The sequence below is a fragment of the Luteimonas sp. MC1750 genome (assembly GCF_016615955.1).
Classification (GTDB): domain Bacteria; phylum Pseudomonadota; class Gammaproteobacteria; order Xanthomonadales; family Xanthomonadaceae; genus Luteimonas.
Map to the genome: position 1 here is coordinate 526655 of NZ_CP067113.1, position 14352 is coordinate 541006.

Annotated in this window: 9 protein-coding genes and 1 pseudogene; 9 read left to right on the top strand and 1 reads right to left on the bottom strand. The window is 71.1% G+C overall.

The window, feature by feature from the left end; all coding sequences use genetic code 11:
* Positions 1-9: 9 nt before the first annotated feature.
* The 4 genes from JGR68_RS02485 (at position 10) to JGR68_RS02500 (ending at position 4752) form a co-directional block, all read left to right on the top strand.
* Positions 10-480 carry a hypothetical protein gene (locus JGR68_RS02485; RefSeq protein WP_234446618.1) on the top strand — a complete coding sequence of 157 codons (471 nt, stop codon included), beginning with the start codon at positions 10-12 and terminating at the stop codon, positions 478-480.
* Between the two features lie 465 nt (positions 481-945).
* A complete protein-coding gene (locus JGR68_RS02490) occupies positions 946-2121 on the top strand; it encodes a phosphoglycerate kinase (RefSeq protein ID WP_199360249.1) in 1176 nt (391 codons plus the stop codon).
* Between the two features lie 89 nt (positions 2122-2210).
* Positions 2211-3677: a pyruvate kinase gene (gene pyk, locus JGR68_RS02495; RefSeq protein WP_199360250.1), complete on the top strand. Its 1467-nt coding sequence runs from the start codon at positions 2211-2213 to the stop codon at positions 3675-3677.
* Positions 3678-3744: 67 nt separating this feature from the next.
* Positions 3745-4752 (top strand): class I fructose-bisphosphate aldolase, encoded by a 1008-nt coding sequence (locus JGR68_RS02500; protein ID WP_199360251.1) that lies wholly within the window; start codon positions 3745-3747, stop codon positions 4750-4752.
* A 179-nt stretch (positions 4753-4931) separates the two neighbouring features.
* On the opposite strand, the gene cysK is transcribed toward JGR68_RS02500, so the two are convergent.
* Positions 4932-5888 carry a cysteine synthase A gene (gene cysK, locus JGR68_RS02505; RefSeq protein ID WP_199360252.1) on the bottom strand — a complete coding sequence of 319 codons (957 nt, stop codon included), beginning with the start codon at positions 5886-5888 and terminating at the stop codon, positions 4932-4934.
* Positions 5889-6058: 170 nt separating this feature from the next.
* On the opposite strand from cysK, the gene JGR68_RS02510 reads away from it, so the two are divergent.
* The 5 genes and pseudogenes from JGR68_RS02510 (at position 6059) to JGR68_RS02530 (ending at position 14345) form a co-directional block, all read left to right on the top strand.
* The gene (locus JGR68_RS02510; RefSeq protein WP_199360253.1) at positions 6059-7177 is read left to right on the top strand and encodes an efflux RND transporter periplasmic adaptor subunit; all 1119 of its coding nucleotides are present in this window, start codon (positions 6059-6061) and stop codon (positions 7175-7177) included.
* A 3-nt stretch (positions 7178-7180) separates the two neighbouring features.
* Entirely contained in the window at positions 7181-10324 is a 3144-nt protein-coding gene (locus tag JGR68_RS02515) for an efflux RND transporter permease subunit (RefSeq protein ID WP_199360254.1), read from the top strand.
* A gap of 125 nt (positions 10325-10449) precedes the next feature.
* Complete coding sequence (locus JGR68_RS02520; RefSeq protein WP_199360255.1) at positions 10450-11940, top strand: alanine/glycine:cation symporter family protein; 1491 nt, start codon at positions 10450-10452, stop codon at positions 11938-11940.
* Between the two features lie 3 nt (positions 11941-11943).
* Positions 11944-12681: pseudogene (locus tag JGR68_RS02525) on the top strand (TrmH family RNA methyltransferase); the annotation flags it as partial.
* Positions 12678-14345 carry a hypothetical protein gene (locus JGR68_RS02530; protein WP_199360257.1) on the top strand — a complete coding sequence of 556 codons (1668 nt, stop codon included), beginning with the start codon at positions 12678-12680 and terminating at the stop codon, positions 14343-14345. The pseudogene JGR68_RS02525 and the gene JGR68_RS02530, both read left to right, overlap by 4 nt.
* Positions 14346-14352 lie beyond the last annotated feature (7 nt).

Sequence of the window (14352 nt, forward strand, 5' to 3'; positions counted from 1 at the left end):
CACAGCACCATGCGAGTGGTCGCCGCCGCGGCGGTGATCGTCGGCGCCAGCCTGTTCGTGGCCGGCAACGCCGACGCGCGCCGCGGGGCAGGGGCCAAGGACGCGCCGGCCTGGATGAACGCCGAAGGCGAAGTGACCGATTCCGCCGCGGTCGAGGCGGGTTACGGGGAAACGGTGAAGGGCCTCAACGACTGGGAGGGCGAGATCACCGGCAAGCCGGCGCCCGGCAGCAAGTTCACCCAGCTGCAGATCGGCATGCCGATGAAGCAGGTCACCGACATCATCGGCGACCCCACCGACCAGGGCGTCTACATCACCGGCAAGGCCTTCATCCCGTTCTACTTCGGCTCCGACCGCCACCGCTACGAGATGGCCTACAACGGCCAGGGCCGCCTGGTCTTCGCCGGCAAGGGCTGGGACAGCGGCGGCAACCTCATCTGGATCATCCACAACAAGGACGATTCCGGATATCGCGAATAAGGGCGCACACCGGCGCTCCTCTGGAAGGCCCCGCCATGCGGGGCTTTTCTTTCTTGGGTCGCGGCGCTTTGACGCATGGCCTGCTGCCGCTCATGTCCCCCGATGCCGGCCCCCGGGCCGGCATCTCCTCCTTGACTTCCCGTCAGCAGGCCACGCGCCAAAGCGATGCGGCGCTGCGGCCGCTTCGTCATGCACTCGCGTGGCAGTCGGGCATCGCGCTTACCGAAGTCGGAATTTCCAATCTGGCGAAGCGGGGCACTGCGAGGGGGGTATGGACAGCGCACAAGGACGTGCGCGGTAGCCGCTTCAGCCATGGATGGCTGAGGCGGCGGTCCATACCCCCCTCGCAGTGACACGCCTCCCTCCCGAAGCCGAAAGAAATACCGGCGGACATCAGGCCAAGGTTTGAAACGCGCGCCGCCCGCGCTGACAATGGCGCCCCCTGACACCCGGCGGCCTCTTCCCATGACCATCCTCCGCATGACCGACCTCGACCTCGCCGGCAAGCGCGTCCTGGTCCGCCAGGACCTCAACGTGCCCGTGGCCGAGGGCCGCGTCACGTCCGACCAGCGCATCCAGGCCTCGCTGCCGACGCTGACGGCGCTGCTGGACGCTGGCGCCGCGGTGATGGTCATGTCGCACCTGGGACGTCCGAAAGAGGGCGCCTGGAGCGAAGCCGACTCGCTGGCGCCGGTAGCGGCGCGGCTGTCGGAGCTGCTCGGCCGCGAGGTCCCGCTGGTGCGTGACTACCTCGACGGCGTCGACGTGGCCCCGGGCCAGCTGGTGCTGCTGGAGAACTGCCGCATGAACGTCGGAGAGAAGGCCGACGACGACGCGCTGTCCAAGCGCTATGCGGCGCTGTGCGATGTCTTCGTCATGGACGCCTTCGGCACCGCGCACCGTGCCCAGGCGTCGACCCACGGCGTGATCCGGCAGGCGGCCCAGGCGGCGGGTGGCCCCCTGCTGATGGCCGAGCTCGACGCGCTGGGCAAGGCGCTCGAGGAGCCCGCGCGCCCGATGCTGGCGATCGTGGCCGGCTCCAAGGTTTCGACCAAGCTGGAGCTGCTGTCGTCGCTGGTCGGCAAGGTCGACCAGCTCATCGTCGGCGGCGGCATCGCCAACACCTTCATCGCCGCCGCCGGACACGGCGTCGGCAAGTCGCTGTACGAGGCCGACCTCGTCGATACCGCGAAGCAGATCATCGCCGACGCCCGCGCCCGCGGTGCCGACATCCCGGTGCCCACCGACGTGGTGGTCGCGACCGCCTTCGCCGCCGACGCCGAGGCGACGGTCAAGCCGGTCGATGCCATCGGCCAGGATGATCTCGTGCTCGACATCGGCCCCGAGACCGCGCAGCGCTACGCCGCGATGATCGCCAGCGCCGGCACCGTGGTCTGGAACGGGCCGGTGGGCGTGTTCGAGTTCGACGCCTTCGGCAAGGGCACCGAAACCCTGGCGCGCGCGATCGCGGCGTCGAAGGCGTTCTCGATCGCCGGCGGTGGCGACACCCTGGCGGCGGTCGACAAGTACGGCATCGCCGACGGCGTGTCCTACATCTCCACCGGCGGCGGCGCCTTCCTCGAATTCCTCGAAGGCAAGGAGCTGCCCGCGGTCGCGGCGCTGGAACAGCGCGCCGGCTGAGCGCGCGAAGCGGGCCGCGGCGCGCGCCGCGGTCCTCCGGGCTCGGCTAGCATTGGGGTCTTCCCAGCTGCCGAGTGCGAGGCCACCCGATGTCCGAATACCGCCGCGGTACCCGCATCCTCGCCACCCTCGGGCCGGCGACGGACGCACCCGGCGTGCTCGACGCGCTGGTGCGCGCGGGGGTCAACGCGGTGCGGCTCAACCTCTCGCACGGCGTGCCGGACGACCATGTCCGCCGCGCGCGCGAGGTGCGCGAGGCCGCGGCGCGCGCCGGGGTCGAGGTCGGCATCCTCGCCGACCTGCCGGGGCCCAAGATCCGCATCGAGCGGTTCGAAGGCGGGCGCGTGCAGCTGCGTGCCGGCGCGCGCTTCGACCTGCACGCGCGCATCGACGCGCCCCCGGGCGACGCGCGCGGCGTGGGCGTGAGCTACCTGGGACTGCCCGCCGACGTGGCGCCCGGCGACGTGCTGCTGCTCGACGACGGCATGGTGCAGCTGCGGGTTCAGGCGGTGGAGGGCGCGACCATCGCCACCACCGTGCTCAACGACGGCGTGCTGTCCGACCGCAAGGGCCTCAACAAGCAGGGCGGCGGCCTGTCGCTCGGCGCGATCACCGACCACGACCGCGAACTGGTCAAGGTGGCCGCCGACATCGGCGTCGACTTCATCGCGGTGTCGTTCTGCCGCAGCGCCGAGGACATGCAGGAAGCACGGCGGGTGGCCCGCGCCCACGGCAGCGACGCCGCGCTGGTGTCGAAGATCGAGCGCACCGAGGCGATCGCCAACCTCGGCGAGATCATCGACGCCAGCGACGTGGTGATGGTCGCGCGCGGCGACCTGGGCGTGGAGATCGGCGACGCCGAGCTGCCGGGGCTGCAGAAGAAGATCATCCGCGAGACCCTGGCGCGCAACCGCGTGGTGATCACCGCCACCCAGATGCTGCAGTCGATGGTCGAGAGCCCGATGCCGACGCGCGCCGAGGTCCTGGACGTGGCCAATGCGGTGATCGACGGCACCGACGCGGTGATGCTGTCCGCCGAAACGGCCGCCGGCGCCTACCCGGTGGCGGCGGTGGAGGCGATGAGCCGGATCTGCGTCGGTGCCGAGCGCCAGTTTGAGCACGACACCGATTTCGAGCAGGCCCAGCGCGGCCTGGAGCGCGCCGACCAGGCGATCGCGATGGCGGCGATGTTCCTCAGCGAGCACATCGGCGTGGCCGCGATCGTGGCCATGACCGAGTCCGGGGGCACCACGCGCTTCCTGTCGCGGTTCCGCTCCAGCGCGCCGATCTACGCGTTCTCGCGCCATGCCGGCGCGCGCCGGCGGATGAGCCTGATGCGCGACGTGTTCCCGGTGGCCCACGACAGCCGCGGCCAGAGTCCCCGCGAGGCGGCGCGCGACGCGGTGGGCCTGCTCGTGGCGGGGGGGCTGCTGTCGGCCGGCGACCGCGTGGTGTTCACCAGCGGCGAGACCATGGAGACCCACGGCGCGACCAATACCCTGCGCCTGCTCCAGGTGGGCGAGGACGGCGCCGCCCAGGGGCTCGGGACCCTGTAGCGGCGGCCCGGCGCGGGGCGAACGGCTATACTGGGCGGCCACGCTGCCAGCCCGGAGTCCCAGAATAATGAGCATCGAACAGCTTGCCGAAACCGCCCTCGCCATGGTCGCCCCGGGCAAGGGCATCATCGCCATCGACGAATCCACGGGCACGATCGCCAAGCGCTTCGCCGGGGTCGGCATCGAGAACACCGAGGAGAACCGCCGCGCCTACCGCGAGCTGCTCCTGTCGACGCCGAACCTCAACGAGTACATCAGCGGCGCGATCCTGTTCGACGAGACTATCCGCCAGAAGACGAAGGACGGCGTGCCCTTCGCCCAGTACATGTCCGACAACGGCATGATCCCGGGCATCAAGGTCGACAAGGGCACGCATGCGCTCGCCGGCTTCCCGGGCGAAGTGGTGACCGAAGGCCTCGACGGCCTGCGCGCGCGCCTGGAGGAGTACTACAAGCTGGGCGCCCGCTTCGCCAAGTGGCGCGCAGTGATCAACATCGGCGACGACGTCCCGTCGGGCACCTGCATCGAGGCCAATGCCCACGCGCTGGCGCGCTATGCCGCGCTGTGCCAGGAGCAGGGCCTGGTGCCGATGGTGGAGCCGGAAGTCCTGATGGACGGCAACCACGACATCGAGACCTGCTACGAGGTCACCGAGGTGTCGCTGCGCGCGCTGTTCGACGCGCTGTACAACCAGAACGTCGCCCTCGAGGGCACCATCCTCAAGGCCTCGATGGTGCTGCCGGGCAAGGACAGCGGCGAGCTGGCCCCGGTCGAGGAAGTGGCCGAAGCCACCCTGATGTGCCTGAAGTCGTCGGTGCCGGCGATCCTGCCGGGCATCGTGTTCCTGTCCGGCGGCCAGTCCGACGACGACGCCACCGCGCATCTGGATGCCATGAACCGCATGGGCCCGAACCCGTGGCCGCTGTCGTTCTCCTACGGTCGCGCGATGCAGTCGGCGGCGCTGAAGCTGTGGTCGCAGGACCTGGTCAACAACTACGACAAGGCGCAGGCGACGGTGTTCGAGCGCGCCAAGGCCAACGGCCTGGCCGCGCTGGGGCAGTGGTCCCGCGGCTGATCGCAGCACTCCGGCGATGAAAAAGGGCGGCCGTGGGCCGCCCTTTTTTCGTGGGGATCTCCCCCGAGCCCCCGACCCTGTTACCTGTAGGAGCAGCTATAGCTGCGATTGCCGGATGTCCCGGCTGGCCGGGATCGCAGCTGTAGCTGCTCCTACAGGAAAAAGAGGGGCTACGGCGCTCAGGGCAACCCGGCCAGCCAGTCTTCGTCGCTGCCCTCGGCTACGCCTTCGAACAGGGGCGTGGAGAAGTAGCGTTCGCCGGTGTCGGGCAGCATCGCCAGGATCACCGCGCCGTCGCCGGCGTCCTTCGCCACCTCCAGCGCCGCGGCCACCGTGGCGCCGGCCGAGATGCCGGTGAAGATGCCTTCCTCGGCCGCCAGCCGGCGCGCGGTGGCGATGGCCACGTCGTCGGCCACCGACAGCACGCGGTCGGCGACCTCGCGGTTGAGCACGTCCGGCACGAAGTCCGGGGTCCAGCCCTGGATCTTGTGCGGCGTGAACTCCGCGCCCTGGAGCAGGGCGGCCACCGCCGGCTCGGCGGCCACCACCTCGACCTCCGGCCGCGCCAGTTTCAGCATCTCGCCCACGCCGGTCAGCGTGCCGCCGGTGCCCCAGCCGGTGACGAAATGGTCCAGCCGGCGGCCGGCGAAGTCCTGCAGGATCTCGGCGGCCGTGGTGCTGCGGTGCCAGGCGGGATTGGCCGGGTTGGCGAACTGGCTGGCGAGGAACCAGCCGTGCCGGTCGGCCAGCTCCTTCGCGCGCCGTACCATGCCGCTGCCGCGCTCGGCCGCCGGGGTCAGGATCACCCGTGCGCCATAGGCGCGCATCAGCTTGCGGCGCTCGATCGAGAAGCTGTCGGCCATGGTCGCCACGAAGCGGTAGCCGCGCGCCGCGCAGACCATCGCCAGGGCCACGCCGGTATTGCCCGAGGTCGCCTCGACCACGGTGTCGCCGGGCTTGAGCAGGCCGCGCTGTTCGGCGTCGAGGATGACCGCGAGCGCCAGCCGGTCCTTGACCGAGCCGCCGGGATTGAAGGCCTCGACCTTGGCGTACAGCGAGACGCCTTCGGGGGCCATGCGGTTCAGGCGCACCACCGGGGTGCGACCGATGGTGTCGAGGATGCTCTCGTGGATCATGGGCTCGTCCTGGAACAGGGGGGGGACGGGGCCAGAGTGCGCCGTAACGCACGCGGGCGCCACCGGTTGACCGGGACGGCGCATCCCGCGACCGGGCCTGATGGCACACGTTGCCGACACAGGCGGTCGATAGAATCACCGGCTTACTTGCCCAGCCGTTGAAATCCACGATGCCCCACGCCGTTCCTGCCCTCCGGCCCGCCTACAAGGTGGCCAGCGCCATCCTGCTCGCCCTGGCCCTGGTGGCCTGCTCGGCCGGGGACGAGGGTCCCGGCCAGGGTGGACCCTCGGCGGCGGTGGTGACCACCACGACGGTCGCGGTGCGGCCGTTCAACGACCGCATCCGCGCCCTGGGCACGGTGCAGGCGCGCGAGTCGGTCGAGGTCACGGCCAAGGTCAGCGAGGTCGTGGAGCGGGTGCATTTCGACAGCGGCGACGTGGTCGCGGCCGGTGCCCCGCTGGTCACCCTCAGCGGCCAGCAGCAGCAGGCGGCGCTGGCCGCCGCGCGCGCCACTGCGGACGAGGCCGACCGGATGCTGAAGCGCCAGCAGGAGCTCGCCGCGCAGCAGCTGATCGCGCGCGCCACGCTCGACACCCAGCGCGCCACGCGCGACAGCGCCCTCGCCCAGGTGCGCCAGATCCAGGCCAACCTCGCCGACCGCACCATCCGCGCGCCGTTCGGCGGCGTGCTCGGCGTGCGCCAGGTCAGCCCCGGCGCGCTGATCACGCCCGGCACCGCCATCGCCACCCTCGACGACCTGTCTTCGGTCTACGTCGACTTCCCGGTGCCGGAGGCGCAGCTGGCCAACGTCGCGGTGGGCCAGCGCATCACCGGCACCAGCACGGCCTGGCGCGGGCGCGGCTTCGAGGGCGTGGTCAGCAACGTCGGCTCGCGCGTCGATCCGGACAGCCGTGCATTCAGCGTGCGCGCGGACTTCGCCAACCCCGAGCGCCTGCTGCGCCCGGGCATGCTGGTGGAGATCGAGCTGGAGCGCGCCGAGCGCGAGGCGCTGATGATCCCCGAGATTTCCGTGGTCCAGGTCGGCCGCGACTCCTTTGTCTACCGCGTGCGGCCCGACGACACCGTCGAGCAGGTGACGGTGGCCATCGGTTCGCGGGTGTCGGGCCTGGCGGAGGTCACCGAGGGCCTTGCGCCGGGCGACCGCATCGTGGTGGACGGCACGGGCAAGCTGCGCCCGGGCGCCAGCATCGTCGAGGCCGCCGCGGGCGCCGAGGGCGACACCGGTGAACCGGCCGGTGAACCGGCCGTCGACGCCACCGGGGGCTGAGCCATGGTGCTCTCTGACCTGTCGATCAAGCGTCCCGTCTTCGCGACGGTCATGAGCCTGCTGCTGATGGTGATCGGGGTGATGGCCTTCTCGCGCCTGACCCTGCGCGAGCTGCCAGCGATCGATCCACCGATCGTCTCGGTGGACGTGAGCTATCCCGGCGCCTCGGCGGCCGTGGTCGAAACCCGCATCACCCAGGTGCTCGAGGATGCGCTGTCCGGCATCGAGGGCATCGAGACCATCCAGTCGCGCAGCCGCAACGGGCGCTCGTCGGTCACGCTGGAATTCACCCTCAATCGCGACATCGAAGCCGCGGCCAACGACGTGCGCGACGCGATCAGCGGCGTGGCCGACCGCCTGCCCGACGAGGCCGATCCGCCGGAAGTCGAGAAGGCCGACAGCGATTCGGACACCATCATCTGGCTCAACATGAGCTCGCAGACGATGGACACGCTGCAGCTGTCCGACTACGCCGACCGCTACATCGTCGACCGCCTGTCCAGCCTGGACGGCGTCGCCCAGGTGCGCATCGGCGGCCGGCAGCGCTACGCCATGCGGGTGTGGCTGGACAGCGCGGCGATGGCCGCGCGCGGCATTACTGCCAACGACATCGAATCCTCGCTGCGCGCCGAGAACGTCGAACTGCCTGCCGGGCGCCTGGAGTCGGGCACCCGCGACTTCACCCTGCGCGTGGAGCGTAGCTACGTCGAGCCGCAGGACTTCGCCGCGATGCCCCTGCGCAAGGGCGAGGATGGCTACGTGGTGCGCCTGGGTGACGTGGCCGAGGTCGAGCTGGCCTCGGCCGAACGCCGCGCGTATTACCAGAGCAACGGCCAGCCCAACATCGGCCTGGGCATCGTCAAGACCTCCACCGCCAACGCGCTCGACGTGACCCGCGCGGCGCGCGGGGCGGCCGAGGAGATCCAGAAGACGCTGCCCGAGGGCACCGACATCTTCGTGGCCTTCGACGATACCGTCTTCATCGAGGCCTCGATCAAGCGCGTCTACTGGACGCTGATCGAGGCCGTGGCGCTGGTGCTGGTGGTGATCTGGCTGTTCCTCGGCAGCTTCCGCGCGGCGCTGATCCCGGCGGTGACGGTCCCGGTCTGCCTGCTGGCGGCGTTCATCCCGCTGCTGCTGTTCGGCTATTCGATCAACCTGCTGACCCTGCTGGCGCTGGTGCTGGCCATCGGCCTGGTGGTGGACGACGCGATCGTCGTGCTGGAGAACATCCAGCGCCGCGTCGACCTCGGCGAGCCACGCCTGGTGGCATCGGTGCGTGGCACGAAGCAGGTGGCCTTCGCGGTGATCGCGACCACGACCGTGCTGGTCGCGGTATTCCTGCCGGTGGGCTTCATGGAGGGCAACACCGGACGCCTGTTCCGCGAGCTCTCGGTGGCGCTGGCCGGCGCGGTGGCGCTGTCGGCGTTCGTGGCGTTGACGCTCACGCCGATGATGGCCTCGAAGATGGTGCGGCCGCACAGCGAGGAGAGGTCCAACCCGGTCAACCGCTGGTTCAACGCGCGCCTGGCCTCGGTGACCGCGGCCTATGGCCGGCGCCTGGAATCGATGTCCGGCGCGCGCCCGGCGAAGGTGCTGGGCGGCGTGATGCTGGTGATGCTGGCCTGCTTCCTCGCCGCATGGGGGCTCATGCGCATCGTGCCCTCGGAGCTCGCGCCGGCCGAGGACCGCGGCTCGTTCTTCGTCTCGATCATGGGGCCCGAGGGCGCCGGCTTCGACTACACCGTGGAGCAGGTGAAGGAGGTCGAGAAGGTCTTCGCCAAGCGCGTGGCCGAGGACGGCAGCCCGATCCGCCGCTACAACTCCCGCGCCCCCGGCGGCTGGGGCGCGAGCGAGGAGATGCACACCGGCAACGTGATCGTCTTCCTCCAGGACTGGGACAAGCGCGAGCAGAGTACCGCCGAAGTGGCCGACTCGCTGCGTTCGGAGCTCGGCACGCTCAGCGGCATCCAGGCGCAGCCCCGCGTGGGCGGCGGCCTGGTCGGCAGCCGCGGCCAGCCGATCCAGATGGTGCTGGGCGGGCCCGAGTACGCCGAGATCGCGCAGTGGCGCGACGTCGTCATGCAGCGCATGGAATCGCATCCCGGCTTCTTCTCGGTCGACTCCGACTACAAGGAGACCCGGCCGCAGATGCGCGTGAACATCGACCGCGTGCGCGCGGCCGACCTCGGCGTCAGCGTCACCGACATCGGCCGCGCGCTGGAGACGATGATGGGCGGGCGGCGCGTCACCACCTTCGTCCAGGAAGGCGAGGAGTACGACGTTCTGGTCCAGGCCGGCCGCGACGGCCGCGCCGAGCCGGCCGACCTGGCCGCGATCGAGGTGCGCTCGCGCAGCGGCGAGCTGGTGCCGCTGTCGAACCTGGTCACGTTGTCCGAGCTGGCCGAGGCGGGCAGCCTCAACCGCTTCGACCGCATGCGCGCGATCACCATCAGCGCCGGCCTCGCGCCCGGCTATCCGATGGGCGACGCGCTGGCCTTCCTCGACGAGGTCGTGCGCACCGAGCTTCCCGACTACGCGCAGGTCGGCTGGCGCGGCGAGAGCCGCGAGTTCACCAAGGCCGGCGGCGCGGTGCTGCTGACCTTCGGCATGGCGCTGCTGGTGGTCTACCTGGTGATGGCCGCGCAGTTCGAGAGCTTCGTGCATCCGTTCGTGATCATGCTGACGGTGCCGCTGGCGGTGCTGGGCGCGCTGATCGGCCTGGCGCTCACCGGCGGCACGCTCAACCTCTTCAGCCAGATCGGCGTGGTGATGCTGATCGGCCTGGCGGCCAAAAACGGCATCCTGATCGTCGAGTTCGCCAACCAGCTGCGCGACGAAGGGCGCAGCGTGGCGAAGGCGATCGTCGAGTCCTCGACGGTGCGCCTGCGGCCGATCCTGATGACCTCGATCGCGACCGCCGCTGGCGCGCTGCCGCTGGTGCTGGCCGGTGGGCCGGGGTCGGCCAGCCGCGCCACCATCGGCGTGGTGATCATCGCCGGCGTGGCGTTCTCGACCCTGCTGTCGCTGTTCGTGGTGCCGGCGTTCTACACCCTGTTCGCGCCGTTCACGCGCTCGCCGCAGGCGGTGGCGCAGGAGCTCGAGCGGCAGGAGCGCGAAGTGCCCAGCGTCGGCGGCCACGCCTGACACCCGGGCCGCGCACATCGCGCGGCCCTTTCGCGTCAAGGGCCCGATCGTGGAGAATCGGGCAGGTTCCGGTCGGGGAGGTCCTGGTGCCGGTGCACAGCGACCCATCACCGGAGCAGCGTCCCTTGGAACAGATCCTCGACTTCATCAACGGCATCATCTGGAGCAAGGCGCTGATCGCGCTCTGCCTCGGCGCCGGCCTGTGGTTCTCCTTCCGGACCCGCTTCATGCAGGTCCGCGGCTTCGTCGAGATGACCCGGCTGACCTTCAGCGGACAGAAGTCCGATGCCGGCGTGTCCTCCTTCCAGGCGCTGTCGATGTCGATGGCCGGACGCATCGGTATCGGCAACATCGCCGGCGTGGCCACCGCGATCGCCTTCGGCGGCCCCGGCGCGATCTTCTGGATGTGGGTGATGGGCTTCCTCGGCGCCTCGACCTCGTACATCGAGTGCTGCCTGGCGCAGATCTACAAGGACAAGGACAACGAGGGGCGCTACCGCGGCGGCCCCGCGTACTACATCGAGAAAGGCCTGGGCATGAAGTGGTATGCGCTGGCCTTCGCGCTCGCCACGCTGCTGGCCGCGGGCCTGCTGATGCCCGGCGTCCAGGCCAACGCGATCGCCGACGGCATCGCCAATGCCTGCCAGGGCGGCGCGATCTGCGGCAACCTCGACGGTGAGTGGATGGGACTGCCGCAGCGCGACGCGCTGAAGCTGGGCGTGGGCGTGGTGGTGGCGATCCTGCTCAGCATGATCATCTTCGGCGGCGTGAAGCGGATCGCGGCCTTCGCCGAGCTGGTGGTGCCGTTCATGGCCGTCGGCTACATCCTCACCGCCGTCTTCGTGATGGTGATGAACTACGAGTTCCTGCCGGAGATGTTCCGCATCATCTTCAGCAGCGCCTTCGGGCTCGACGCCGGCTTCGGCGCGATGCTGGGCCTGGCGGTGGAGTGGGGCGTGCGCCGCGGCGTCTACGCCAACGAGGCCGGGCAGGGAACGGGTCCGCACGCGGCCGCCGCGGCGGAGGTCTCGCACCCGGCCAAGCAGGGCTACGTGCAGGCCTGGGCGATCTACTTCGACACGATGCTGATCTGCACCTCGACCGCGTTCCTGATGCTGGCCACCGGCATGTACAACGTGCACGGGCCGGATGGCGCGATGCTGCAGGAGGCGCTGCCCGGCATCGAGGCCGGCGCCGGCTTCGTCCAGGCGGGCATCGACACCGCGCTGCCGGGCTGGGGTTCGGGCTTCGTGGCGCTGGCGCTGTTCTTCTTCGCGTTCACCACGATCATGGCCTATTACTACATGGCCGAGACCAACCTGACCTACCTCACCGGCCACCGCACGCTGCCACTGGCGACCCTGCTGCTGCGCCTGGCGATCGTCGGCATGGTGATCTTCGGCGCCTACCACAACGCGAAGACGGCCTGGGCGCTGGGCGACATCGGCGTCGGCCTGATGGCCTGGCTCAACATCATCGCGCTGTTCATGCTGCAGAAGCCGGCCCTGGCCGCACTGCGCGACTACGAGACGCAGAGGAAGGCCGGCAAGGATCCGGTGTTCGATCCGGAAGCGCTGGGCATCCGCAACGCCACCTTCTGGATGCGGAAGAAGTAGATGGCGAAGGCCGGTTCCAGCGACGAGATCCGCCTGCACGGCTTCAATGCCGTGCAGGCCGTGTTCGCGCGCCGCCCCGAGGCGATCCGCAAGCTCTACCTGGCCGAGGCGCTGATCCCGCGCCTGCAGCCGCTGTTGAAGTGGTGCGTGGCCAACCGCGTCGGCTACCGCGTGGTGGACGAGGACGACCTGCGCAAGCTCGCCGCCAGCAGTCACCACGAGGGCGTGGTCGCCGACGTCCTGCGCGAGGCGCCGCAGGCGCTGACCACCTGGCTGGGCGGGCTTGGCGAGGGACCCGCCTGCGCCCTGTGGCTCGACGGCGTCGGCAACCCGCACAACCTGGGCGCGATCCTGCGTTCGGCGGCGAACTTCGGCGCGACGGTGCTGCTGCCCAAGCATTCGCCGCTGCAGCTGTCGGGCGCCGCCGCGCGCGTGGCCGAGGGCGGCGCGGAAGCCGTGCCGCTGGTGCGGCTGGGCCGCGAGGACAATGCCATCGCCCAGCTGCGCGGAGCGGGCTTCGCGCTCGCCGCCACGCTGGTGCGGGGCGGTGACGACGCCTTCGCCGCCGCGCTTCCGCAGCGCCTGGTCTACGTGCTGGGCCACGAGGGCGAGGGCATGTCGGCCGCGCTCGCCGAGGCCTGCGACCTGCGGCTGTCGATCCCGGGCACCGGCGCGGTGGAAAGCCTCAACGTCGCCGCGGCCACCGCGGTGCTGCTCGCCCAGTGGTACCGGGCGCGTTGAACCGGCAGGTGGCGGGCGGGGGACGCGCCGGCACCGGCGTCCTGGTGCTCGCGGGACGCGCCCTCGTGCTGCTGTACGCGGCCGCCGGCCTGCTGGGGATGTGGCTGCTGGCACCGCGGGTGCCGTATGCGGATGGCTGGCGCCACCTGGCGCGCTTCCTGGGCCAGTCCTTCCCCCGCGACATCCTGGCGTCCGACAACGGCCACCACGAAGTGCTGCCGAACATCGTGCGCGTGCTCGACCTGCGGCTGTTCGATGCGGGCCAGGTGCTGCAGGTGCTGGCCGGCATCGTGCTGGTGCTGGCGACGCTGCTGGTGTACTCGCGCCTGGTCCGCGACCTGGCTTCCGCGCAGGCGCGCCTGGCGGGCCTGCTGGCGATCGTGCTTGGCCTGTTCTGGCTGGGCAACGTGCGTGCGCTCGGACACGGCAACGAATCGGTGCACGCCTACCTCGTCACCCTGTTCCTCGCGCTCGGCCTGTACGCGCTGCTGCGTGGCCGCGGCCCGGCCGGCGGAGCGGCTGCGGCGGCGCTGTGCGGGCTCGCCGCGACCTTCTCCTTCGGCAGTGGCATCGCCTGCTACGTCGGCTTCGCCGCGGTGCTGGGCCTGCGGCGGGGCAGCCGTCGGCAGTGGGCGGTGCTGTTCGCGGGACTTCTCGTCTCGCTGCTGTTGCTGCACCTCGGCGGCGGTACCGGCGGTGGCGCCCGGGTGGCGCCGCTGCAGCAGCTGCCCATGCTGCTGGCCTGGCTGGCGGGTCCGCTGCTCTACGCGGCCTGGCCGCTGCTGGATCCCGACGTCGCCGCGCAGCTGCCCGTGGCCGCGGCGCGGGTGCCTGCGCAGGCGATCGCGGAAGGCTACCGCTCCGCCTTCGGCCCGGCGCTGGCGGGCCCATGGCCGCAGGTGCTCGCGGGGCTGCTGGGACTGGCCTGGTTCGGCCTGCTGGCGGGCCACGCCTGGCGCCGGCGCAGCGCCGCGACATATGCCGGCATCGGGACGGCCTGCTTCGCCCTCGCGGTCGGCGCGATGATCGTGCTGGTCAGGCTGGACTACTTCCAGGCCCATCCGGGGCAGCTGCTGGCGCCGCGCTACGTGGTGTGGTCGAGCCTGTTCTGGGCCGGCCTGCTGCTGGCCACGGCGGCAGGCGTGCGCAACGGGACGCGGGCGCTGGCCGCCATGGTGCTCGTGGCGGTGCTGCTGCTGCCGAGCCAGGCCTGGATGGGACTGCTCGGAGCCCGGGCGCAAGCGGTCGCCGAGCAGTCCGCGATGGCCGCGGCGGTGGGCGTGGTCGGGCCGGAGCTCGCGCTGGGGGAAACCGTCTTCGACGAGCTCGCCGCTGCCTTGCCGGTCGTGCGCGAGGCCGGCGTGGCCGTCTTCGCATGGCCCGAGACGCGCTGGCTGGGTCGGCCGCTGCCGGCGGACGCGCCGCGCCTTCCGGTGCCCGACGCGCCGGAGATGGACGTGGTGGCCAACCGGCTTGGCGAAGACGGCCGGCAGTTGCGCCTGGTGATGGACGCGCCGTGCCCGCGACTGCTGCTGGTGGACGGCGACGGCCTGGTATCGGGGCTGGCGATGCGCCAGCGTGCCGGCGGACGGGACTGGATCGGCTGGATGCGCGGCCAGGGCAGCGGGGCGCCAGCCGTCGTCGCCTGCGTACCGCGGCCGTGAGGCGGGT